The sequence below is a fragment of the Bradyrhizobium sp. CCBAU 45394 genome, assembly GCF_028128655.1.
Lineage (GTDB): Bacteria > Pseudomonadota > Alphaproteobacteria > Rhizobiales > Xanthobacteraceae > Bradyrhizobium > Bradyrhizobium diazoefficiens.
This window is the reverse complement of the sequence record NZ_LBIX01000172.1, coordinates 37,419-61,041: the sequence shown is the minus strand read 5'-3', so window position 1 is coordinate 61,041 and position 23,623 is coordinate 37,419. Positions and strand designations below refer to the sequence as shown.

Annotated in this window: 15 protein-coding genes and 1 pseudogene; 11 read left to right on the top strand and 5 right to left on the bottom strand. The window is 65.2% G+C overall.

Annotated elements, in window-relative coordinates:
* Positions 1-7 precede the first annotated feature (7 nt).
* Positions 8-976, bottom strand: a complete 969-nt coding sequence (locus tag WN73_RS29920) for a phosphatase PAP2 family protein (protein WP_049832421.1) — start codon at positions 974-976, stop codon at positions 8-10.
* A 243-nt stretch (positions 977-1,219) separates the two neighbouring features.
* Here WN73_RS29920 and WN73_RS29915 point away from each other — a divergent pair, with 243 nt between their 5' ends.
* From WN73_RS29915 to WN73_RS29905, 3 genes are all read left to right on the top strand, one after another.
* On the top strand, positions 1,220-2,782 hold the full coding sequence (locus WN73_RS29915) for a hypothetical protein (protein ID WP_049832422.1): 1,563 nt from the start codon (positions 1,220-1,222) through the stop codon (positions 2,780-2,782).
* 181 nt (positions 2,783-2,963) lie between these two features.
* Positions 2,964-3,962 carry a glycosyltransferase family 2 protein gene (locus WN73_RS29910; RefSeq protein ID WP_028172246.1) on the top strand — a complete coding sequence of 333 codons (999 nt, stop codon included), beginning with the start codon at positions 2,964-2,966 and terminating at the stop codon, positions 3,960-3,962.
* Positions 3,963-3,970: 8 nt separating this feature from the next.
* Positions 3,971-4,654 carry a class I SAM-dependent methyltransferase gene (locus WN73_RS29905; RefSeq protein WP_028172247.1) on the top strand — a complete coding sequence of 228 codons (684 nt, stop codon included), beginning with the start codon at positions 3,971-3,973 and terminating at the stop codon, positions 4,652-4,654.
* A gap of 1 nt (position 4,655) precedes the next feature.
* Here the strand turns inward: WN73_RS29905 and WN73_RS29900 are convergent, their stop codons facing one another.
* Positions 4,656-6,101, bottom strand: a complete 1,446-nt coding sequence (locus WN73_RS29900; protein WP_271555858.1) for a hypothetical protein — start codon at positions 6,099-6,101, stop codon at positions 4,656-4,658.
* Positions 6,102-6,437: 336 nt separating this feature from the next.
* Here WN73_RS29900 and WN73_RS29895 point away from each other — a divergent pair, with 336 nt between their 5' ends.
* The 5 genes and pseudogenes from WN73_RS29895 to WN73_RS29875 all read left to right on the top strand — a co-directional run bounded on the left by WN73_RS29895 (position 6,438) and on the right by WN73_RS29875 (position 16,502).
* A complete protein-coding gene (locus WN73_RS29895; protein ID WP_028172249.1) occupies positions 6,438-9,191 on the top strand; it encodes a beta strand repeat-containing protein in 2,754 nt (917 codons plus the stop codon).
* 234 nt (positions 9,192-9,425) lie between these two features.
* The gene (locus WN73_RS29890; RefSeq protein ID WP_028172250.1) at positions 9,426-9,821 is read left to right on the top strand and encodes a hypothetical protein; all 396 of its coding nucleotides are present in this window, start codon (positions 9,426-9,428) and stop codon (positions 9,819-9,821) included.
* Between the two features lie 154 nt (positions 9,822-9,975).
* Positions 9,976-11,634 (top strand): annotated as a pseudogene (locus WN73_RS29885) (thiamine pyrophosphate-requiring protein); the annotation flags it as partial.
* Positions 11,635-11,740: 106 nt separating this feature from the next.
* Positions 11,741-14,779, top strand: a complete 3,039-nt coding sequence (locus WN73_RS29880) for a GAF domain-containing protein (RefSeq protein WP_039184107.1) — start codon at positions 11,741-11,743, stop codon at positions 14,777-14,779.
* Between the two features lie 79 nt (positions 14,780-14,858).
* On the top strand, positions 14,859-16,502 hold the full coding sequence (locus tag WN73_RS29875; RefSeq protein WP_074077125.1) for an alpha/beta hydrolase: 1,644 nt from the start codon (positions 14,859-14,861) through the stop codon (positions 16,500-16,502).
* Between the two features lie 3 nt (positions 16,503-16,505).
* Here WN73_RS29875 and WN73_RS29870 read toward each other — a convergent pair whose 3' ends face one another.
* The gene (locus tag WN73_RS29870; protein WP_271555857.1) at positions 16,506-18,092 is read right to left on the bottom strand and encodes an MDR family MFS transporter; all 1,587 of its coding nucleotides are present in this window, start codon (positions 18,090-18,092) and stop codon (positions 16,506-16,508) included.
* Between the two features lie 151 nt (positions 18,093-18,243).
* Complete coding sequence (locus tag WN73_RS29865; RefSeq protein WP_011085887.1) at positions 18,244-18,759, bottom strand: YcgN family cysteine cluster protein; 516 nt, start codon at positions 18,757-18,759, stop codon at positions 18,244-18,246.
* A gap of 294 nt (positions 18,760-19,053) precedes the next feature.
* Between WN73_RS29865 and WN73_RS29860 the strand changes: the two genes are divergently transcribed.
* The 3 genes from WN73_RS29860 to WN73_RS29850 are packed head-to-tail and all read left to right on the top strand — an operon-like array spanning position 19,054 to position 22,508.
* A complete protein-coding gene (locus WN73_RS29860; RefSeq protein WP_011085886.1) occupies positions 19,054-21,339 on the top strand; it encodes a transglycosylase domain-containing protein in 2,286 nt (761 codons plus the stop codon).
* Between the two features lie 9 nt (positions 21,340-21,348).
* Positions 21,349-21,927 carry a DUF1214 domain-containing protein gene (locus WN73_RS29855; protein WP_011085885.1) on the top strand — a complete coding sequence of 193 codons (579 nt, stop codon included), beginning with the start codon at positions 21,349-21,351 and terminating at the stop codon, positions 21,925-21,927.
* Positions 21,924-22,508, top strand: a complete 585-nt coding sequence (locus tag WN73_RS29850; protein ID WP_011085884.1) for a DUF1254 domain-containing protein — start codon at positions 21,924-21,926, stop codon at positions 22,506-22,508. Before WN73_RS29855 ends, WN73_RS29850 begins: the two co-directional genes overlap by 4 nt.
* Before the next feature lie 325 nt (positions 22,509-22,833).
* Here the strand turns inward: WN73_RS29850 and WN73_RS29845 are convergent, their stop codons facing one another.
* Positions 22,834-23,604: an amino acid ABC transporter ATP-binding protein gene (locus WN73_RS29845; RefSeq protein WP_271555852.1), complete on the bottom strand. Its 771-nt coding sequence runs from the start codon at positions 23,602-23,604 to the stop codon at positions 22,834-22,836.
* Positions 23,605-23,623: the final 19 nt, after the last annotated feature.

Genomic DNA, 23,623 nt, shown 5'->3' with positions numbered 1-23,623 from the left:
AAAGGGGCTAAAACGCGCGCGAATACAACGCGCGAGCCGTTTCCATTCGTCCGCTCGCGGTGAGGGCACGTTGCATTGTGACCCAGCTCAGGAGTGCGATCGCCAGACCCGCGGCCACATCGGAAAAGTAATGGCTTCCGTCCACCGGCGTGGCCGCAATCATCGCAACATTGAGCAGCACGGCGATCCAACCCACATATCTGACTGGCCAAAGCGCCAACAGGAAGAGAAGTCCAAGCGCGGCGTGCAAGCTCGGAAAGCTGATGATCCCTTCGGCGCCTTCCGCGACCAGATGGCGAAAGGTCCCGTCCCGCAATCCAAAGAATACGGGAAGCGGCAGATCTCGCGTCATCGGCACGATGGCAGGAGAATCGACTGCTGACAGATGCAGATGGCCCCAAACACCCTGCGCCGGCATAAAAGCGGAAACGCCGATGGTCAGAAGCGTCGTCAGAACGAAGCTCAGCATGAAGATGCGCAATCGCAGGGCATGGCCCGCCGCGGCCAATACGAGGACGACGGCCGTCGTTTGCACGGCAAAGCTCGCATACGCACCCGCCAGGATCCTATGCAGAAGCGGTGCCGCATTCATCGCCGCAAGCCACGCCATCCAGTCAAAGCCAAGCCGCTGGTCCAGTACGGCGAACTCGCTGTCCCATAGCGGAAATGCCGCGCTTGCCGCGACGTATGACAGCGGAGCTCCCACCGCCGCGAATGCGACGACCTGGGCGGCGCTGACCAGCGCGTCGGCGAGAGCCGCGTCCCTTCTGATGGTCGCATAGAACCAGCTCATCAATACGAGCAGGCCGGCAACGAGGGCGGGTTTCCAGAATGAAAGCCATTCCATCTGAAACGGCCCAAGCGTCGACGCGATCAACACAGCGCCGGCCGAGGCCCCGATCGCGATCCAGACGACACGATCGGCACGCTTCAATTGGACAAGGTGGATATCTGGCAGACTCAGCCTGTCTGGCATGGGGGCATCCGATCGCCGGCCTGGTCACCACGGCCCTGTCGCCACGCTAGCGAGGCAAAATTGAGCCTGCGTTAACGCAGCAACACGAACACGGCGGAATTTCCTTTTCATTAGTGCTGTGCCGACGGCAACGGCACCCTACTGCCGCGTGACGTTTGATCTTTACGATGTTCGCGTTATGGCGTTGTGTCGTGCAATTGCACCTTTGCAGAGCGTAGGCTCGAACTCCGGCAGCCCGATCACATGGCTTCTTCCGACAGGCCGACCTTGACGATCCGGGCTCGTCTTGGCTCGGACCGATCGGTGACGATCACCGTTCTTGCAATGCTCGCCGCCGTCTCGTTTCTTCCGGTGCTGCTGACCCCTATTCCCGCGATGGTCGATTATCCCAATCACCTCGCCCGCATGTACATTTTGAGCCAGAGCGGCACTCCCAACGCCAATCCGCATTACGAGGTGGCCTGGGCGTTCTATCCCAACCTTGGAATGGACCTGCTGGTCCCGCAGATGGCGCGGCTGATGAGCGTCGAGAGCGCCACACGGCTGTTCCTGCTCCTCAGCCAATTGTTGATCGTAGGGGGCGCGCTTCTGCTCGAATGGGCCCGCAAGGGACGTGTTCATCTCGCCGGCTTTGCGGCGCTCGCTTTCCTCTACTGTCTGCCGTTCAGCTGGGGCTTCATCAATTTCGAGTTCGGACTGGGCCTCGCCCTCTGCGGCATCGCCGTCTATCTGATGCTGGCAGAAGGCCGATGGCCAGCGCGCTTCGCCGTCAACGCGATCTTCGTCGCTGCGCTGTATGCGGCGCATTTCTTCTCCCTCGGCATCTACGGCGCGACGCTGGGCCTTTTCGAGCTCTGGCGCATCCGCCACCAGGGAATATCGTACCGGGCCGCGGCCGCGCGGCTTGGTGCGCTGGCCATACCGGCGCTCGTCCTGTTCGCCATCATGCATATGACTGCAGGCTCGATCGGAAGCGAAGGCACGAGCTGGTTCCTCGGATTCAAGCCGATCTGGCCGCTACGCATCATGAGCGGCTACAGCTTGACGGTATCGGCAATGACCGGACTGGCGCTGATGATCTCGCTGCTTTTCGCCGCAAGACGCGGCGTTCTCAAGCTCGAGCCGGCCGGAATCTGGCTCGCGATCGGCTTTGCGGTCTTGTACCTGGTCATTCCCTCGAAGCTGTTCGGAACCTCGTTTGTGGACCTCCGCGTGATTCCCGCCGCGGCCCTGATCCTGCCGGCCTTCTGCTCGCTGTCGCTGCCCAGCCGTGCCTGGAGAATGGCTGCGCTCGCTGTGATCAGCGGAATTACCCTGATCAATCTCGCCGTGGTCCTCGCGGTGTGGCTACCTTACCGCGCCGACTATGCTGCTATCGTCGCGTCGTTCCACAAGATCGATCGCGGCTCACGCGTCCTCGTCGGCAGCACGGGCGACGTTGGAGACCCGCCCTTCGCCGACCTCACGTCCTATCCAATGTTCTATGCGCCGACGCTGGCCGTGCACTATGCCAACGCCTTCGTGCCCAATTTATTCACGGAAGCGGGCAAGCAGCCGGTGCGGGCACGCGAGGCCGTGCGCCGTCTTGCCATTCCCTATGGAGGGCCGGTGCCGTCGGGCCTGCTAGCGGCGATTGCGACAGGCCGCCCGCCGGCGGACGCTCCGCCGTTCGTCCGGACCTGGTACCAGGATTTCGACTATCTCTATTTGCTTGGACCGCACGCCCCCAACCCGCTGCCGGATCTGCTGGACGATCTGGACGCTTCGGAACGATTTGTCCTCTACAAGATCCGCCGCAGGTCGTAGCGCGACGCCGCCGCTGCACGGTGTGGTTAACGGGACATCACCACCGGCTCCCGCCGGCCCCCAGCCGCCCGCGGGCGTCCGCATCGCCCGGGAGCCCTAGATCCTTAACAGTTGCGGCAAGGCCACCTTAACCACCCACGGATTAGGCTTCCGCCCCTGCAACCGAGTTGGACCCTCTCGCATGGCGGCCAGTTTCAAATCGATCCGCTACAGCCTCGTCATCCCCGTGTTCAACGAGGAAGCCGTGCTGCCGATCCTGCTGCGCCGGCTCGACCTGGTCTTGTCCCGGCTCGACGGGCCCGCAGAAGCGATCTTCGTCGACGACGGCAGCAGCGATTCCAGCTCTATCGTGCTGCGGGCGCTCGCCACGCGCGACCCGCGCTTCCGCTATATCGGCTTGTCGCGAAATTTCGGTCATCAGGTCGCCATCACCGCCGGCATGGACGCCGCGCAAGGTGAAGCGATCATCGTCATGGATGCCGATTTGCAGGATCCTCCCGAAGTGATCGAGCAATTGATCGCAAAATGGAAGGAAGGCAACGACATCGTCCACGCCCGCCGCCTGTCGCGCGACGGCGAAAGCCGATTCAAGCGTGCGACCGCACATCTCTTCTACCGGCTTCTCGGCAGGATGTCCTCTGTCGGCATCCCCGCCGATGTCGGCGACTTCCGCCTGATCGACCGCAAGGTGCTTGACGCACTTCGGCAGATGCCGGAGCAGGACCGCTTCGTCCGCGGCATGATCGCCTGGCTCGGCTTCCGGCAGGCCGAGGTCACCTTCCATCGTCTCGAGCGCGCGGCGGGCGAAACCAAATACCCGCTGTTCAAGATGGTGCGGCTCGCGATGAACGCCGCGCTTGGCTTTTCGGATCTGCCCTTGCGGCTTGCCATCTGGTGCGGATTGACGGTCTCCGGACTCGCACTCCTCTACGGCGGCTGGGTGATCCTGTTGTGGCTCAGCAAGGATAGTCATCTCGTGACCGGCTGGTCCTCGACGATCGTCGTCGTGTCCCTGCTGTGCGGAATCAACATGCTGATGACGGGCATCGTGGGGCTTTATGTCGGCCGCATCCATGCCGAGGTGAAACGCCGCCCGCTCTACGTGGTGCAGACGCGCGCCGGCTTCGATCGCAGCGAGGCGCCGGCCGCGGCACCCGCGATCCACGCCGTCAACGAGTGACCCGGCGCATGACCGAGCTCTTCGACGGCTATCACGACAACTACCGTGACGTGGTCCAATCATCGATCGACTTTTCGGGCTTGCCGCATCATTTCTTCATGCGCGCCAAGGCCGATCTCCTGCGCGATCTGATCGCGGAGCGGCTCGACGCAGAGCGGCCCGAAATGCTGGACGTCGGGTGCGGCGTCGGCAGCCTTCATCCCCTGCTGCACGGCATGGTCGGCCGCTTGAGCGGTATCGACGTGTCTTCGGCCAGCCTGGCGCAGGCTCGCGCCGACAACCGCGGGGTCGACTACCGTGAGTTCGACGGCCGCAGCTTTCCTTTCGACGACGCCAGCTTCGATCTGGTCACGGCCGTCTGCGTGATGCACCATGTCGTGCCGGCCGAATGGGCGCAGTTCATCGCCGAGATGCGGCGAGTGACGCGCCCCGGCGGGCTCGTCTGCGTGATCGAGCACAATCCGTACAACCCGCTGACACGCCTTGCCGTTGCGCGCTGCGAGTTCGACCGGGATGCCGTCTTGCTCAGCGCCGGCACGACCCGAAAGTTGATGGCTGCGGACGGTCTACGCGAGATCGGCTCGCGCCATTTCCTGCTGCTCCCTTGGGACACCAAACCGGCGCGGCGCCTGGAAGGTGCCCTGAGCGGCGTGTCGCTCGGAGGCCAATACGCGGCCTTCGGGACCGCTTGACTTATCTCAGCGGCGCATCTCGCCGCTTGTGCACGACCGCCACATCGTCGCTGTAGACGCGCTGCCACTGAGGCAGCCGGTCGAGCATCGCGACCGCCGGCGTCCGCGGTGCGAGCAGCGTGGCGCCGATCTTGTATTCATCGAGCAACTTGAGAAGATCTCCGAGGTCGACCAGCGCTACGGCGCGATTGTAGCGGTCGATGAACGGTCCCCCGTACAGTTCGCCGCGACCATCGATAAAGGTGGGAATGCCGGCGAAGATCAAATAGCCGCCGAAGGAATAGTCGTTGAGCACGGGCCCCGCCTTGGCGAGGTCGGCCTGAGCGATGGCAGCCTGAGGTGTGATGATCGGAGCCGGCCGGATGTCATGCGCCAGGGCCGCCGCGCTCACCGCGATCAACCCGGCGAACGCGGCCAGAGTCAGGCCGCGCGACGAGCCGGCCGCATCGTCGCCGGTCGGTCCGCCGAACTTCCGACCCAGCGGAGCCGCGAGGTAAAGCGGCGCCAGCATGGCCAGCAGATCCGCATTGCGTATCTGCGCCAAAGCGAAATGGAGCAGGCCGATCACCACCAGGGCCCGCACGAGCGGCAGCGTCACGCCGCGCGAGAGCGCAAAGATGCCGGCCAGCAGCAGCAGCTCGAAGCCGCCGATGCGGCTGAAATCCTGCGGCCGCCATTCCGAGATCCAGGCGAGCGCGGGGCCGAGGCCGAGTGTCGTCAGCGGCATCAGCAGCGGTTCCGGCCCGTAGGGCGTCAGGCAAGACGCAGCGAGCGCGAGCGCCGCGAATGGCAGCCATCGCAACAGCACGTGCGACCATCCGCTTCGCCCCTCACGCAGCAGCGCCTCGAGCACCGCCGGGCCGATCAGCCCAAGCGCCAGCACCACGCTGCCGTGCAGATTGGCCCACAGAACCAGCAGCGGCAGGGCCCAGTAGGGCGGAGGCCCCCCACGATCCATACAGCGCACCAGGGCAGCCGCCCAAGTCACCATCACCGGCAGCACGAGGACGTGTGGCCGCGCCAGCATATGCGGCGCCGACAGGATGACGGCCGCGATCACCATGAGCAGCGTCAGGGTTGGCGAGAGCTCGCGCAGCAGGAAGAACGTCAGCAGGCCAAAGGCGAGCGCGATCGCCGCAGCGGCGACGACGACGACGCCCGGCCAGCCGGACAGCGCATAGACTCCGGCGTAGACCATCTCCGAGAGCCATTCGAAGGTGATCCAGGGCGCGCCGTGCTTCGAAAAGGAGAAAGGGTCGCTCGCCGGCAGGGCGCCATGCGCCATGATCCAGCGCCCGACCTCGATGTGAGAATAGCTGTCGGGATCATTGAGCAGCCGCTGTCCGAGGATCAGCACCGTGGCATAGACGCCAAGGCTCACCAGCCAGGGGAGCGCCGCACGCGCCGAAAACGGTTGAACCTCGCTGTGCACGACCTGCTCACTCATGGCGAGCGCAACTTAAGGCCCAAGCGTTAAATTCTTCTTTGGTGCTCACCGCGCTGGTCCAGCGCAGGGCGGGCTGGTTACGGTTTGTGAACCATGTTCTTGACGCTGGGCGGACGCATCCTACCGGCCGCGAAGATCCATCAGCCGGTAATGCGGCGGCTCTCCGGAAAATCAAGCTGTTCTCAAGACAAACAAAAGCCCTCCCGAAGGATTCCACCAAGCTGGAACTTGCATCTCGGCCTACAGCCGTCGTCCGTTCACCCCGGTGGCATCGCAAAACGCGTCATGATCCTGCCATACGGTTCGTTCCGACGATGACGCGAGCGAGAAGCGCACATGGCTGTCACAGCAAACTTTTCCGCCGGAATTCTCACCACCTTTGGCAACGGCCAGAACAACACAATCGCGTTGGGCCGCAATGCGGCCGGAACGATCGTTGTCAACGGCGGCGCGGTCGCGATCAAAGGCGGACCCGCGACGGTCGCCAACACCAAGTTGATACAGGCCTTCGGCCAAGACGGCAACGACACCATCACGATCGACGAGAGCAACGGCGCGATGCTTGCGGCGAATCTGTTCGGTGGCGCCGGCAACGATACGCTGACCGGCGGGTCCGGCGGCGACATGCTGTTCGGGCAGTCCGGCAACGACACGCTGCTCGGCAAAGGCGGCAACGATCTGTTGTTCGGTGGCGCCGGCAATGACGTGCTGATCGGCGGCGACGGCAACGACCAGATGTTCGGTGAGGCCGGCAACGACCGCATGATCTGGAATCCCGGCGACGACAGCGACCTGATGGAAGGCGGCGAAGGCATCGACACCGCCGAGGTGAACGGCGGCAACGGCAGCGAGACCTTCTCCATCACGGCCAACGGCACGCGCGTGCGCTTCGACCGCGTCGACCCGGCGCCGTTCTCGCTGGACATCGGCACCACCGAAAACCTCGTGGTCCATGCCGGTGGCGGCGACGACACCATCACCGCCAGCGGCAACCTCGCCGCGCTCATCACGCTGACGCTCGACGGCGGCGCCGGCAATGACACGATCCTCGGCGGCAACGGTGCCGACTACCTGCTGGGCGGCGACGGCAACGATTTCATCGACGGCAACCAGGGCAACGACACCGCCATGCTCGGCGCCGGCAACGATACCTTCCAGTGGGACCCGGGCGACGGCAGCGACAAGGTCGAAGGACAGGCCGGAGCCGACACCCTGTTGTTCAATGGCTCGAACATCGGCGAGAACATCGTTGTTTCCGCTGGAAATGACGGACGCACGCTGCTGACCCGCGATGTCGGCAACATCACGATGGACCTGAACGGCATCGAGACCGTCACGATCAATGCGCGCGGCGGCAGCGACAACATCGTTGTCAACAATCTCGCGGGAACCGATGTCAAACAGGTCAATGTCGATCTCGGATCGACCGGGACCGGGGACGGCGCGGCCGATACGGTGACGCTCGACGGCACGAGCGCAGCCGATACGATCCAGGTGTCCGGCTCGGGCACGTCAATTTCGGTCACAGGATTGCCCGCCGCTCTCGCCATTACCAACGCGGAAGGCGCAAACGACGCGCTCGTCATCGACGGCCTCGGCGGCAACGACACGATCTCGGCGGCGACGCTTGCCGCGGGGGTCGTGCACCTGACGATCGACGGCGGCGCCGGCAACGATACGATCGTTGGCAGCGCCGGCGACGACACGCTGATCGGCGGCGACGGCAATGATTCCGTCGTCGGCGGCCGCGGCAACGACCTCGTGCAGCTCGGCGCCGGCCGCGACGTGTTCCAGTGGAATCCGGGCGATGGCAGCGACACCATCGAAGGCGGCGCCGGTGTCGACACGCTGCAGTTCTCCGGTGCCAACGTCGCCGAGAACCTCATCATAACGGCGAACGGCGATCACGCCCTGCTCACGCGCGACGTCGGCAACATCACGATGGACCTGCACGGGGTCGAGCACGTCGATATCCACGCGCTGGGCGGCGCCGACCATATCGTGGTGGGCGACCTGACCGGGACGGATGTGACGCGGGTGAACATCGACCTCGGCGGATCGGCCGGAACGCCGGACGGCGCCATCGACACCGTCACGGTCGATGCGACCCAGGGTGCCGACACGTTCGGCGTCGCAGGCAATGCCGGCGGCGTGACGGTCTTCGGCCTCCACGCGGCCACCAACCTGGCCTCCATGGACGCAACCGATCAACTGACACTCAATGGCCTCGGCGGCGGCGACGTGATCGATGCGAGCGGGCTTGCGGCCGGCGTGCTGCAACTCACGATCAACGGCGGACTTGGCAACGACACCATCCGTGGCAGTCAGGGCGACGACTTGATCAATGGCGGCGACGGAAACGACGTCGCGCTGATGGGTGCGGGCAACGACACCTTCGTCTGGAATCCAGGCGACGACAACGACACGATCGAGGGCCAGGGCGGCACCGACACGCTGCTGTTCAACGGCGCCAACATCGCCGAAACCATCAACATCTTCGCGAATGGAGGGCGTGCCGAGCTCACGCGGGACGTCGCCTCGATCACGATGGACACGCACGGCGTCGAGACGATCGCGTTCAATGCCCGCGGCGGCGCCGACACGATCAATGTCGGCGACATGAGCGGCACCGACGTGACGGAGGTCAAGATCGATCTGGGCGGCGTTCCCGGCACCCCTGGCGGCGACGGCGCGGCCGACAAGATCGTGATCAACGGCACGGGCGGGGACGACGTCATCTCGCTTTCGCTCAACAGCAATGGCGCGCTGGTGATTGACGGTCTCGCAAGCCAGATCGTGATCGAGAACTTCGACTTCAACGACACCATCACCATCAACGGCCTCGGCGGCGACGACGTGATCGAGGCGTCGGGCGTCGGCCCCGGCGGGCCGCACCTCGTTTTCGACGGCGGCGCCGGCGACGACCTGCTCCTCGGCAGCGCGGGCAACGATACGCTGCTTGGCGGGCTCGGCGACGACGTGCTGATCGGCGGCGGCGGCGTCGACGTGCTGGACGGAGGGCCCGGCGACAACGTCGTGATTCAGTCGTTGCTCGCCCATGCGAGCATCCACTCGGGGACGCTGATCTGAGGCCGACGATCGCGGTCGCCCGGCGATCGTGTGTTTTGCCTGTCGGGCGCAGCCCGGATGGCGCGGAAGGCAATCGCGGGCCCGCGAATCGATGCGGTCGTGTCCCGGATTGGGCCGCTCACCATCTGGGCTACGGCGCTTTGACGGCCATGTGAGTCCTGATACTCTGCACGCCGTCGTGGCTCGGCGGGCCATGCCATCGATCGTTGAACCAGAGCTGCCGAGAGGATGCGGATGAGAAGCGTGACGCTCTTGGCTCTCGGCCTCATGCTTGTCGGCGCATGGTCGTACGACAGCGCGAGAGGCCAGACTTCGCTCGCGCCGCCGGTTTCGCTTGCTCCACCCAAGGAATCGCCGCCGCGGGCGAGCGCCAAGAATTCCCCGGCAGCGTCCGACAGGGTGTCGTCGACACCAGCGACTGGCGGCCTTCCACAATCGCCGAATCCTGCCGCTGACTATGACGGCTTTAGCGCCGTCGACGACAATGACACTCCGGAGCAGGCGACGCGCCCCATGACGTCGCGCGCAGCAAAGGGCTCCAAGCCCAATCCGGATACGGCGCAGCAATCGATCGATCAAGAAGATGAGGCGTTAAAACGTAAGCTGACGATCTGCAAAAGCTGCAAGTAGAGGCCACGGCACCGAAGCGCTGATGCAATGGCCTTGCGGGTCCGTGCGGCTGGACGCCGGCGCTGCATACCTGACCTACCGCCTCCTTCGCAGTCCCGCGCTTTACCCTTCCCCAAATTCCTGATCCTCTCTCCCTCAATCGGCCGGAGCAACCGGCCTCGCCAGGGAGAGAGACGCCATGAAGCTCGGCACCGCCATTGCGGAAATCATGAGGCGCGAGGGCATCGAGATCCTCTGCGGCTATCCGGTCAACCACCTGATCGAGCATGCGGCGAAGGCCGAGATCCGTCCCGTGATGGTGCGGCAGGAGCGCGTCGGGATCCACATGGCGGACGCGATCTCGCGGGTGACGTCGGGACGCACGATCGGCGCGTTCTGCATGCAGCATGGGCCGGGCGCGGAAAATGCAATGGGCGGAGTCGCGCAGTGCTTTGGCGAATCCGTGCCCGTGCTGGTGCTGCCGATGGGCTATCCGCGCCGGCTGGCGCACGTCGAGCCGAACTTCAATTCGAGCGAGGCGATGAAGCCGTTCGCGAAGTCCTCGGAGCCGATCATCCTCGCGGCGGAAGTCGCCAACATCTTCCGCCGCGCCTTCACGAAGCTCAAGAACGGCCGCGGCGGGCCCGTCATCGTCGAAATCCCCTCCGACATGTGGAACGAGGAGGTCCCGGAGCCGCTGAACTACACGCCGGTGCTGCGCACCCGCTACGGCGCCGATCCCGTGCATGTGAAGGGAGCGGCCGCCCTGCTCGTCAACGCCAAACGGCCGGTGATCTATGCCGGCCAGGGCGTGCACTATGCGCAGGCGTGGCCGCAACTGAAACAGCTCGCCGAGCGGCTCGCCATTCCCGTAACCACCAGCTTGGGAGGCAAGTCGTCGTTTCCGGAGACACATCCGCTCTCGCTCGGCTCCGGCGGTCTTGCGGTGCCGCGCGCGGTTCCGAAGTTCCTCAGCGAGGCCGACGTCATCTTCGGCATCGGCTGCTCCTTCACCGAGACCAGTTTTGGCGTCGCGATGCCGAAGGGCAAGACCATCATCCATTCCACGCTCGATCCGAACCATCTCAACAAGGATGTCGAGGCGAAGATCGGCCTCGTCGGCGATGCCGGCCTCGTGCTCGATGCGCTGCTGGAGGAGATCGGCAAGACCGTCACGAAGGATCGCGATGCCTCGGCCGTCGCGGCGGAGATCGCCGCCTCTCACAGGGAGTGGTTGGCAAAGTGGATGCCGAAACTCACCAGCAACGACGCGCCGCTGAGCCCCTATCGCGTGCTGTGGGACCTTCAGCACACCGTCGACATCAGCAACACCATCATCACGCATGATGCCGGCAGCCCGCGCGACCAGCTCTCGCCGTTCTGGAAGGCCGTGGAGCCCCTCTCCTATCTCGGCTGGGGCAAGACGACGCAGCTCGGCTACGGCCTTGGCCTCGCGATGGGCGCCAAGCTCGCAAAGCCCGACAAGCTCTGCATCAATGTCTGGGGCGATGCCGCGATCGGTTTCACCGGCATGGATTTCGAGACCGCTGTGCGCGAGCGCATCCCGATCATGTCGATCCTGCTCAACAATTTCTCCATGGCGATCGAGTTGAAGGTGATGCCGGTCTCGACCGAGAAATATCGCTCGACCGACATTTCCGGCGACTATGCCGCGATGGCGCGCGCCTTCGGCGGCTATGGCGAGCGCGTGACCAGACCAGAGGACATCATCCCGGCGATCCAGCGCGGCATCCAGAAGACAAAGGAAGGCGTGCCGGTGCTGCTGGAGTTCATCACCAGCAAGGAGACCGAGGTGTCGCGGCCGGGCACGTGAGGCAGCCCGGTCTCAGCGGCAGGGCCGCGGGCGCTGGCTCCGGCCGCAGGAGATGTGATAATCCGGCCGGGTGCGGCGCCCGTCGCGGCACCAGGCCGGATTGCGAATGACCACCCCTTCCAACGATGTCGCCAGGATCGACGAGCTCAAACGGCAATTGCAGTCGGCCGCGGCCGAGAATGCGCGGTTGCGCGATCGGGAAAGCGCCAGCGCCGAGATCTTGCGTACCATTGCGGCATCTCCCTCGGATGCCCGGCCGGTGTTCGCCGCGATCGCGTCCAGCTCGAAGCGCCTGCTCGGCGGTTTTTCGGCGACCGTGCTCCAGTTTATCGGCGACGAGCTGCATCTCGTGGCGTTCACGCCGACCAGCCCGGACGCGGACGAAGGGTTGAAGGCATCGTTCCCGCGCCGGATCGAGGATTTTCCGACCTTTGCCCTCGTTCGCGGCGGCGAGACGATCCAGTTTCCCGACAGCGAGGCCGAGCACGTCCCGGAGCTGAACCGCAATCTGGCGCGGCTGCGCGGCTTCCGCAGCGTGCTCTTCATGCCGCTGATGAACCGGGGCGCGGCGGTCGGCATGATCAGTGTCACACGCGCTGAGCCCGGCGCGTTCGCGCCCGATCTCGTACAGCTACTCCAGACCTTCGCCGACCAGGCCGTGATCGCGATCGAGAATGCGCGGCTGTTCAACGAGACGAAGGAAACGCTGGAGCGCCAGACCGCGACCGCCGACATCTTGAAGGTGATGGCCGGCTCGCCCTCGGACGTGCAGCCGGTGTTCGACGCCATCGCCGCCAACGCCAACCGGCTGATCGGCGGCTTCTCCACGGCGGTGCTGCGCTATCTCGACGGCGCCGCGCACCTTGCGGCGTTCACGCCGACCGATCCGGCCGGCGATCTCGTGCTCCAATCCTCGTTCCCGGTGCCGTTCGCACGGTTTCCGCCCTACCCGCTTGTGGCCAATGGTGCGGCGGCGCAATTGCCCGACACCGAGCTCGAGCCGGCCGCACGCGACATCGCGCGCGCCCGCGGCTACCGCAGCATGCTGTTCGCACCCCTGATGAGCGAGGGCGAGGCGATCGGCGTCATCATCGCCACGCGCCGGGAGACCGGCGCGTTCGGCGAGCACCATGTCAGGCTGCTCCAGACCTTCGCCGACCAGGCCGTGATCGCGATCGATAACGCGCGGCTGTTCAACGAGGTGCAGCAGCGCACGAATGAGCTCACCGAAGCGCTCGAGCAACAGACAGCGACGGCCGAAGTCCTGAGCGTCATCTCCAGCTCGGGCGGTGACCTCGTTCCGGTCTTCGATGCGATGCTCGCCAAGGCGATGCAGCTTTGCGGCGCCAATTTCGGCGTGCTCAACACTTTTGACGGCAAGTCGTTCCACAGCGCTGCGACCTACGGCTTGCCGCCCGCCTACGACGAATACCGGCGCATGCAGCCGCTCGAGTACGGTCCGGGCACGGCGCCGGCTCGCCTGCTGCTGGGCGAGCCGTATGTCGAGATCGACAATCTCGACGATACGGCGGCCTATCGAAGCGGCGACGCCAATCGCCGGGCATTGGTCGATCTCGGCGGCGCGCGCTGCCTGCTGACCGTGCCTCTGATCAAGGACGACCGCGTCGTCGGCAATGTGATGATCTTCAGGCAGGAGCAGCGCCGATTCACCGACAAGCAGATCAGGCTGCTCCAGCAGTTCGCCGCGCAGGCCGTGATCGCCATCGAGAATACCCGGTTGCTCCGCGAATTGCGCGGGAGCACCGAGGAATTGACCGAGGCGCTGAGACACCAGACCGGCAGCGCCAACATCCTGAAGGTGATCGCGTCCTCGCCGACCGATGTCGGACCGGCTCTGAAAGCGATCGTCGAGAGCGCCTGCGAGCTCTGCGATGCCTATGACGCCGCCGTAGCGCTGAAGGACGGCGACAGCTTGCGCTTCAGCGCCCACCATGGGCCGATTCCGATCAACCTCGAGAAATGGCCGATCAATCGCAACTGGACCGCGGGCCGTGCCTTCGTCGACCGGCTCCCCGTGCATGTCGCCGATCTCAGCGAGAGCGATGAGTTCCCGGAAGGACGCGCACACGCGCTGCGCATGGGCCACCGCAGCATTCTGAGCGTGCCTCTGTTGCAGGAGAACGAGAGCATCGGCGCGATCGTGCTCCGCCGCAACGAGGTGCATCCGTTCACCGACAAGCAGGTCGCTCTGCTGCAGACCTTTGCCGACCAGGCCGTGATCGCGATCGGCAATGTGCGGCTGTTCGAGCAAGTGCAGGCCCGCACCCGGGAGCTTGCAAAATCGCTCGACGACCTGCGCGCCGCGCAGGATCGCCTGGTGCAGACCGAGAAGCTTGCTTCGCTGGGCCAGCTCACGGCCGGCATCGCGCACGAGATCAAGAACCCGCTGAACTTCGTCAACAATTTCGCGGCAGTTTCCGCGGAGCTGATGGACGAGCTGAACCGGTCGCTTGCGGACACAAAGCTCACCGACACGACCCGCGAGGAGGTCGACGAACTGTCCGGAATGCTCAAGGGCAACCTGCAGAAGATCGTGCAGCACGGAAGGCGCGCCGATTCCATCGTCAAGAACATGCTGCTGCATTCGCGCGAGGGCGGCGGCGAGCATCGGCTGAGCGACATCAACGCGCTGGTCGAGGAGAGCCTCAACCTCGCCTATCACGGCGCGCGTGCCGAGAAGCCGCTCTTCGACGTGACGCTGAAGAGCGAGCTCGACCCGGCGGCAGGTTCGGCAGAGGTGTTTCCGCAGGAGATTTCCCGGGTGCTTTTGAACCTGATCTCGAACGGCTTCTATGCGGTGACCAAGCGCCAGATGGGCAGCGGCGCCGCCGGTTACGAGCCGGTGGTGATCGCCACGACGCGCGATCGCGGCGATAGCATCGAGATCCGCATCCGCGACAACGGCACCGGCATCGCGGACGAGGTGAAGGAGAAGATGTTCAATCCGTTCTTCACGACCAAGCCGGCCGGCGAAGGTACCGGTCTCGGGCTGTCGATGAGCCACGACATCATCGTGAAGCAGCACGGCGGCACGATCGACGTCACGACAGAGCCCGGCAAGTTCACGGAATTCACGATCCTGCTGCCGCGCAAGAGCAGCTTTGCGGAGAACAACAAGGAATAGCATCACCCCGGAGGATGTCTTGAAGAGTCTCGCGTGGTTCATTCGGCGACAACTCCTCTCGCTATCAGGTATCGGCCTCATGCTGGGCGCGCTGTTCTTCGCGGCCGCGCTGACGCCGACGCTGATCCCGCGCAGCTATCTCACGCAAGGTGCCCTCGCCGGTGGCTGCTTTGCGATCGGCTATTTCGCTGGAATCCTGTGGCGCCGGCTGTGGCATTATCTCGAACTGCCCGAGCCTTCGGCGCGGGCGCGATCGATCGCGAATGCGCTGGCCGCAGCAATCTGCCTGCTCATCGTCATCGTCTTCCTGTGGCGCGCCGCCGAATGGCAGAACTCGATCCGCACTGTGATGAAGATGGCGCCGGTGGAGACCGCCCATCCGCTCAAGGTCTGCGTCATCGCCCTGATCACGTTCGCAGTGCTGCTGGTGCTGGGGCGGCTGTTCGCGGTTGTCGTCCGCTTCCTCGCTGCGCGCGCGAGGCTCGTGATTCCGCGGAAGGTCGCCAACGTCCTCGGCGTGCTGGTCGCAGGCCTGCTGTTCTGGTCGATCGCCAGCAATGTCCTGATCCGCACGGCGTTCAACGCGCTCGACTCCTCCTTCCGCGAGCTCGACGCCTTGCAAGAGCCCGAGCGGCCGCAACCGGCCGCCCCGGATCAAACAGGAAGTTCTGCGTCGCTGGTGAGGTGGACGGAGCTCGGGCGCATGGGGCGCAGATTCATTGCCTCGGGTCCGACCGCAGCGGAGATCAGCGCCGTTACGGGAGGGCCTGCGCATGAACCCGTGCGCGTCTATGTGGGCCTCGCTAGCCGCGACACGGCGCAGGCGCGCGCCAAGCTTGCGCTCGAGGAGCTCAAGCGCCAACACGGCTTCGAGCGAAAGATTCTGATCGTCATTACACCGACCGGCACCGGCTGGATCGATCCGTCCGCGATGGACACGGTCGAATATCTCCACCATGGCGACGTCGCGAGCGTCGCGATGCAATATTCCTATCTCAACAGCCCGCTGTCATTGATGTTTCAGCCCGAGTACGGCGCGGAGGCGGCCCGCGCCCTGTTCGCGGAGATCTACGGCTACTGGACGAGCTTGCCGAAGGACAAGCGGCCAAGACTGTATCTGCACGGGCTCAGCCTCGGCGCCATGAACTCGGAAAGATCCGCGGAACTGTTCGAGACGATCGGCGATCCCATTGCCGGCGCGCTGTGGAGCGGGGCGCCGTTCGAGAGCCGCATCTGGCGCTCGGTCACCACGAACCGCAATCCGGGTACGCCGGCCTGGCTACCTGAGTTCCGCGACAGCCGCTTCGTCCGCTTCATGAACCAGAACGGACCTACGGTGCCAGCAGATGCGCCCTGGGGTCCGATGCGCGTCGTCTATCTGCAATATGCCAGCGACGCGATCACCTTCTTCGACTACCGCGATGCCTATCAGGCTCCAGCCTGGATGAGCGCACCGCGTGGACCCGACGTGTCGCCCGAGCTGCGATGGTATCCGATCGTGACGATGCTGCAGCTCGCGCTCGACATGGCGGTCGCGACCAATACGCCGATGGGCTTCGGCCATGTCTACGCGCCCGAGCACTACGTCGATGCCTGGGTGGCGGTCACCGATGTCCGTGATTGGTCTGCCGACGCGCTGGCGCAGCTCAGGGAGCAGCTTGCTGCGAAAGCGCGGAAGACCGGCGCAGGCAATGCCGACGATGATCCCGATCGCGGCGGCTAGCCGCTACTCCGCCATCTCCACCTGCTGCGTGACGGTCGGGCCGGCCAGCGGCCGCTCCTCCATCATGATCAGGCAGAGCGAGGCGGTGGTCATCAGCGCGGTCGCGGCGCCGAAGACGTAGCGGAACGCGTGCCGCATGTCGTCGGCGGGGATCGCGGGGATGCCGCCGGCCGCGTGATGCTCGCCCGCGAGCGGAATGTCGGTGCCGAGCGCGATCAGCAGGATGGCGGCGAAGGCCGCGACCGTGAACGAGGACATCAGCGAGCGGAAGAAGTTCATCGCGCCGGTGATGGTGCCGACCTGCGGACGCGCGACCGAATTCTGCAGCGAGACCACGCAGACCGGGAAGGTCGTGCCGAGCCCGAGCGCGAACGCGGCCATCAGCGTCAGCAGGCCCCAGAGCGGCAAGGTGGTGAGCGTCAGGCCCAGCGCGCAAATCGCGGCCCAGGACGTGCCGACAATGGCGACGCGCTTGTAGTGCTTGGCGCGCGCCATGGTGCGGCCGGCGATTGCTGCGCCGCAGGTCGAGACCGCCGCGAGCGGAATCAGCGCAAGCCCCGCCTCGCTGGCGCTGAGATGGTAGACCGACTCGTAATAGAGCGGGAGCTGCACGGTGAGGCCCGTGATCGCGCCGAGACCGCAGCCGCCGGCCGTCAGCGCAAACGGCGCCACCGATCCCGTCAGCAGCTTCAGCGGCAGGAACGGCTCTTCGGCGCGGCGCGCGTGCCAGACGAAGGTGACCGCGAGCGCGACAGCGCCGCCCACCATCGCAAGCACGGTCGGCGAGAGCCACGGATAGCGCGTGCCGCCCCAGGTCAGCACCAGCATGAAGACGACCGCGGAGGCCATCAGCAGAACGCCGCCGAGCCAGTCGACCTTGCGCTTGCGATGGAACACCGGAATCTTCTTCATCTTCGGCAGCAGCATCGCGATCGCCGCGGCGGCGAGCGGCAGATTGATCCAGAAGATCATCGACCAGTGCAGATGCTCGGCGAACACGCCTCCGATGACCGGGCCGAGGATGCCGCCCACCATCCAGACGCTGGAGAAATAGGCCTGGTACTGGCCGCGCTCGCGCGGGCTCACGACGTCGGAAATCACCGTCTGCACGACAGGCATGATGCCGCCGCCACCCAGTCCCTGGAGACCGCGCGCCAGGATCAGCATCGGCATGTTCGGCGCGATCGCGCACAGCACCGAGCCGGCGACGAACAGGCTGAGCGAGATGATGATCATGACGCGGCGGCCGTAGATGTCGCTCAGCGTGCCGAACACCGGTGCGACCGCGGTCGAGGCGAGCAGATAGGCCGTGATGACCCAGGACAGATTGGAGACGTCGTTGAACTGGCGTCCGATGGTCGGCAACGCGGTCGCAACGATGGTCTGGTCGAGGGCTGCCAGGAACATCGTCAGCATCAGGCTGATCACGATGGTGCGGACCTCGTCGGAGGTCAGCGGCACCGGCGGCGCGATGGACGGCGCGTCATCGACGCTGATGACCTCGCTCGGAAGGCGGGACAGCTCTTCGGCAATGTCGTCGGGCAACGCCTGGATGTCGGCAGAACTGCTCTGCCGGTCGAACTTGTTCATCTCGATCGGAAGCCGTGAGGCGGCGCAACGCCGCGAAGGATTCGTTCTATGCAGTCCAATGTAGACAGCAAAGTTCTTCCCAGGCAGGCACCGCGGCGCATGGGTGCATCCCGCCGCCGGGTCATCCCGAACACGTGATCCGTGCGGCGGATCAGTCCTTCGGACGTCGCTTCAGGCGTGCCCGTTTCGGCAGCAGGGCCGGCCATTGCACGATGTGGTCCTCGAGGTCCGCGTCCGGGATCTCCTCCTCGCTGCCCTCGACCCGGCCGCGCACGGAGACGCCCGCCTCATGCACGGTGTTGGGATCACCCGATACCAGCGGATGCCACCAATAGAGGTCGCGGCCCTCGGCGACGAGCTTGTAGCCGCAGCTCGGCGGCAGCCAGTTCAGGGTGCGGACATTAGCCGGGGTCAGGCGGACACAGTCCGGAACCTTGTCGGAACGATTCGGGTAGTCCTTGCAGCCGCAGGTCCCGGCATCGAGCAGCTTGCAGCCGACATGGGTGAAATAGATGTCGCCGGTGTCCTCATCCTCGAGCTTGTTCAGGCAGCAGCGGCCGCAGCCGTCGCACAGGCTCTCCCATTCAGCCCCCGACATCTCTTCCAACGTCTTGGTTTTCCAGAAGAATCCTTCCTGGCCTGAAGGTCGTTTGGGAGCTGCGGTCATGCGCCTCAACAAGAGTTCGAAAGAGCTACGGTTAACCCATCTAGGCCGTGTGCCTGCGATGCTGCAAGCAACGCCCCCGGGAGGCCCGTAATGACCCGGGGTCAATTAGGCCTGTTGTTCAAAATCGCGAGCCTGACCATTGGTTTATAGGCCCTGCTCGGCTAGAAGGAACAGCAAGTCCCCGAAGGACGCGAACCGGGCGCCTTGGGTTTGCCGCAACATTCCCTCAAGACGTCCCGATGCCGCCCCGGCCGGGTGCTTGAACGGTTTCGAACCGAGCCTCAAGGGTTCTAGGTGCGCCAGATCATACCACCGCATTGGAAGCAGAAGGTCCGGAATTTCTTCCTGGATCTCGATGCGCGCATCGACTCCTCGCTGTTCTCCTCGGCCAAGGGCATCCGCGAGCTCTACGAGCGCTACTCGACCTTCATGGACCGCTTCTATGTCGGGCGGTGGAAGCGCTGGGTGTTCATCGAGCCGCTGTCGGAAGCCGCGACTCTCGGGCTCGGCGGCCTCGTCGTGATGCTCACGCTCGCCATCCCCGCCTTCCGCGAGACCGCGGACGAGGACTGGCTGAAGAAATCCGACCTCGCGGTGACCTTCCTCGACCGCTACGGCAACCCGATCGGCAGCCGCGGCATCAAGCACAACGACTCGATCCCGCTGGAAGATTTTCCTGACGTGCTGATCAAGGCGACGCTGGCGACCGAGGACCGCCGCTTCTACGAGCATTTCGGCATCGACATCGCCGGCACCGCGCGCGCGCTCGTCACCAACGCCCAGGCCGGCGGCGTCCGCCAGGGCGGCTCCTCGATCACCCAGCAGCTCGCCAAGAACCTGTTCCTGAGCAATGAGCGCACCATCGAGCGCAAGGTCAACGAAGCCTTCCTCGCGGTCTGGCTGGAATGGCGCCTGACCAAGAACGAGATCCTCAAGCTCTATCTCGACCGCGCCTATATGGGCGGCGGCACGTTCGGCGTCGACGGCGCGGCGCATTTCTACTTCAACAAATCCGCGCGCGACGTGACGCTGGCGGAGGCTGCGATGCTCGCCGGCCTGTTCAAGGCGCCGACCAAATACGCCCCCCACATCAACCTGCCTGCCGCGCGCGCCCGCGCCAACGTCGTGCTCGACAACCTCGTCGATGCCGGCTTCATGACCGAGGGCCAGGTGTTCGGCGCCCGCCGCAACCCCGCCTTCGCGGTCGACCGCCGCGACGAGGCTTCGCCGAACTACTATCTCGACTACGCCTTCGACGAGATGCGCAAGCTGGTCGACACCTTCCCGAAGTCCTACACCGAGCGCGTCTTCGTGGTGCGCCTCGCCATCGACGCCAACGTGCAGAAGGCCGCGGAAGACGCGATCGAGAACCAGCTGCGCCAGTTCGGCCGCGACTATCACGCGACCCAGGCCGCGACCGTGGTGTCCGATCTCGACGGCGGCATCCGCGCCATGGTCGGCGGCCGTGACTACGGCGCCAGCCAGTTCAACCGCGCCACCGACGCCTATCGCCAGCCCGGCTCCTCGTTCAAGCCCTACGTCTACACCACCGCGCTTCTGAACGGCTTCACGCCGAACTCGATCGTGGTCGACGGCCCGGTCTGCATCGGCAATTGGTGTCCGCAGAACTATGGCCATTCCTATTCCGGCGCGGTGACGCTGACGCAGGCGATCACGCGCTCGATCAACGTGGTGCCGGTCAAGCTCTCGATCGCGATCGGGCAGAAGGAGCAGCCGAAGGCGCCGAACCCGGCCAAGATCGGCCGCGCCAAGATCGTCGAGGTCGCCCGCCGCTTCGGCCTCAAGGCACCGCTGCCCGACACGCCGTCGCTGCCGATCGGCTCGGACGAAGTCACCGTGCTCGAGCACGCGGTTGCTTACGCGACCTTCCCCAATCGCGGCAAGTCGGTGACGCCGCATTCGGTGCTGGAGGTGCGCACCGGCGCCGGTGATCTCGTCTGGCGCTGGGATCGCGACGGCCCGAAGCCGAAGCAGGCCATTCCGCCGAACATCGCCGCCGACATGGCCGGGATGATGAGCCACGTCGTCAGCGAAGGCACGGCGCGCCGCGCCGCGCTCGACGGCATTCCGACCGCGGGCAAAACCGGCACGACCAATGCGTATCGCGATGCCTGGTTCGTCGGCTACACCGGCAATTTCACCTGCGCGGTCTGGTACGGCAACGACGACTATTCGCCGACCAACCGCATGACCGGCGGCTCGCTGCCGGCGCAGACCTGGCACGACATCATGGTCGCGGCGCATCAGGGCGTCGAGGTCCGGGAAATCCCCGGCATCGGCATGGGCCAGAAGCTGCCGCCGCAGCCGATGGCCGCGCAAGCCAATGCCGCGCCGAAGGTGCTGGAGACCAAGCCCGGTCCGCCGCCCGTGCTGACCAAGCGCGGCGCCGACATCCTGGTGCGCGTCGAGAAGCTGCTGGATGAAGCGGCCAAGACCGCGAACAAGTCGGCCGCGAGCGACGGCAAGCCCGCCAGGCCGGCCTCATCGACAAGCGCGCTCGCCTTCCCGCAGAACTATGCGGAAGAGAATGCGAACGCATCCGCCCCGCGTAAGAACTGATCGAAACCCGTGCGGCTGATCCTGACCACATTGACTGCCCTCCTGCTCGCGACCGTGGTGGGCGTCGGCGCGACCTGGATGACGACGACGCGCGGCACCGAGATCGGCGCGCTGACCATCGGCCCCTGGACCGCGCGCCCGCGCACCGGCACCGCCGACGTCGACCCCTATTCGCGCGCCACCATCGTGCGCAACGGCGAGCTGCCGATCGGCACCGGCGACGGGGTCGCCTTCACCGCCACCGCCGACGACAAGAAGAAGGCGCTCGACGGCCGCTGCGATGTGATCGTCTCCGGCGTGACGCCGCCGGCGCGGTTCTGGACGCTGACGCTGTACGACCGCAAGGGGCATCTCGTCGCCAATTCGCTGCAGCGCTACGGCTTCACCAGCCAGGAGATCGTGCGGCAGTCCGACGGCACATTCGAGATCCGCATCGCCTCGCGCTCGCGCTCCGGCAACTGGCTGCCGACCGGCGGCATCGAGCGCTACGCCCTGATGCTGCGCCTCTACGACACCCCGGTCGGCGTTGCGACGCGCACCCAGCGCGATGCGCCGATGCCGACGATCTCGACGGTGGGCTGCTCATGATCCGGCTCGCCTTCACCATCGTTGCCGGCGTGGTGCTCGGCCTCGTCGTCCATCTCGTCAGCGTGCTGGCGCTGCCGCGCATCGCGACGCAGGACGCCTATTCGCGGCTGACGCCGATGACCAAGCTCAACGGCGTCACCCAGCTTCCCCTCGCTGATCCCAACACCTCGCCGATGCCGTTCATGGACCCGGCCTTTGCGCTGGCGATCTGCCGCTATGACCTGTCGGGCGGGCCGATCAAGCTCACCGTCCCCGTCAGCCAGGCCTACACCTCGGTGTCGTTCTACACCCGCAACGAGATCGCCTATTACGCCATCAACGACCGCTCGGCGGGCAAGAAGGTGATCGAGCTCGACCTGATGACCGAAGCGCAGCACAACGAGCTGCCCGAGGACGAGGAGATCACCGCGGCCGACCGCCTGATCATCGATTCCCCTGCTACCACCGGCCTGATCGTGATGAAGGCCCTGGCCGCCGAGCCCGGCCTGATGCCGCAGGCGCAAGCGACGCTTGCGGCCGCGACCTGCGCGCCGCAGACCGAGGTGCCGGCCAAGGCCGAGACGCCGCGCGGACGGCGCTGAGCACGATTGCTAAGGCACGCTCAAAACAAAAACTGAAAAAACAACCCCATGCACAGTAGCGGGGGCATTGAAACTGTTAGCTAATTTAAGCGACCCATCAGCAGCCGCGCGACCTCAGCCACGCGACCATTTTGCCGCCTTTGACTTGTCGGGCAAAACACTGGCAGAATGGCAAGATCGAAAGTTCGTAACACCCGCGCGGAGCAATCCGCCGCGGGTGTTTTCATTTCGGAGCCTAGAGTTGGATTTGGATGCCAGGCTCCCGCAAGCATACGAATTCGCAGTCGCGTGCCGCCATCTTCCTGAAACCTGACGCCGCTCCCGATCAATGAATGATCTGGCCGAGGAACGCCCTCGCCCGCTCCGTCCTCGGCGCGCGGAAGAAGGTTTCGGGATCCGCCTCCTCGACGATGGCGCCGCGATCCATGAAGACCACCCTGTCGGCGACTTCGCGGGCAAAGCCCATCTCGTGCGTGACGCACACCATGGTCATTCCGTCGCGCGCGAGCTCCACCATGGTGTCGAGCACCTCCTTGACCATCTCCGGATCGAGTGCGGAGGTTGGCTCGTCGAACAGCATGATCTTCGGCTGCATGCAGAGGGCGCGGGCAATGGCAACGCGCTGCTGCTGGCCGCCGGAGAGCTGTCCCGGATATTTGCTCGCCTGGTCGTGGATGCGTACCTTGCGCAAGACGCCGATCGCACGCTCATGCGCCGCCGCGCGCGACAGACCGCGCACCTTGATCGGGGCCAGCATGCAGTTCTCGACGACCGAGAGATGCGGAAACAGGTTAAAGCTCTGGAACACCATGCCGACCTCGCGGCGGACGTCGTTGATGTCGCTCATCCGGTCCGACAGCTCGATGCCGTCGACGACGATGCGGCCGCCGTCATGCTTCTCGATGTGGTTGATGCAACGGATCAGCGTCGACTTGCCCGAGCCCGAAGGTCCGCAAAGCACGATCTTCTCGCCTGCCCTCACGCTGAGATTGACGTCACTCAGGGCCGTGAAGCCGCCGAACCGCTTCACCACGTTTTCCACGGTGACGATGGCCGCGGGTCGGCCCGTCTCGTTCGCGGCAATCTCCCGAGCCATCTTCTTCTCCCTAAGGTTT

Excerpts from the sequence above, each read along its gene's own strand:
- WN73_RS29920 (WP_049832421.1), bottom strand. The coding sequence starts at position 976 with ATGCCAGACAGGCTGAGTCTGCCAGATATCCACCTTGTCCAATTGAAG.
- WN73_RS29915 (WP_049832422.1), top strand. The coding sequence starts at position 1,220 with ATGGCTTCTTCCGACAGGCCGACCTTGACGATCCGGGCTCGTCTTGGC.
- WN73_RS29910 (WP_028172246.1), top strand. The coding sequence starts at position 2,964 with ATGGCGGCCAGTTTCAAATCGATCCGCTACAGCCTCGTCATCCCCGTG.
- WN73_RS29905 (WP_028172247.1), top strand. The coding sequence starts at position 3,971 with ATGACCGAGCTCTTCGACGGCTATCACGACAACTACCGTGACGTGGTC.
- WN73_RS29900 (WP_271555858.1), bottom strand. The coding sequence starts at position 6,101 with ATGAGTGAGCAGGTCGTGCACAGCGAGGTTCAACCGTTTTCGGCGCGT.
- WN73_RS29895 (WP_028172249.1), top strand. The coding sequence starts at position 6,438 with ATGGCTGTCACAGCAAACTTTTCCGCCGGAATTCTCACCACCTTTGGC.
- WN73_RS29890 (WP_028172250.1), top strand. The coding sequence starts at position 9,426 with ATGAGAAGCGTGACGCTCTTGGCTCTCGGCCTCATGCTTGTCGGCGCA.
- WN73_RS29880 (WP_039184107.1), top strand. The coding sequence starts at position 11,741 with ATGACCACCCCTTCCAACGATGTCGCCAGGATCGACGAGCTCAAACGG.
- WN73_RS29875 (WP_074077125.1), top strand. The coding sequence starts at position 14,859 with ATGCTGGGCGCGCTGTTCTTCGCGGCCGCGCTGACGCCGACGCTGATC.
- WN73_RS29870 (WP_271555857.1), bottom strand. The coding sequence starts at position 18,092 with ATGAACAAGTTCGACCGGCAGAGCAGTTCTGCCGACATCCAGGCGTTG.
- WN73_RS29865 (WP_011085887.1), bottom strand. The coding sequence starts at position 18,759 with ATGACCGCAGCTCCCAAACGACCTTCAGGCCAGGAAGGATTCTTCTGG.
- WN73_RS29850 (WP_011085884.1), top strand. The coding sequence starts at position 21,924 with ATGATCCGGCTCGCCTTCACCATCGTTGCCGGCGTGGTGCTCGGCCTC.
- WN73_RS29845 (WP_271555852.1), bottom strand. The coding sequence starts at position 23,604 with ATGGCTCGGGAGATTGCCGCGAACGAGACGGGCCGACCCGCGGCCATC.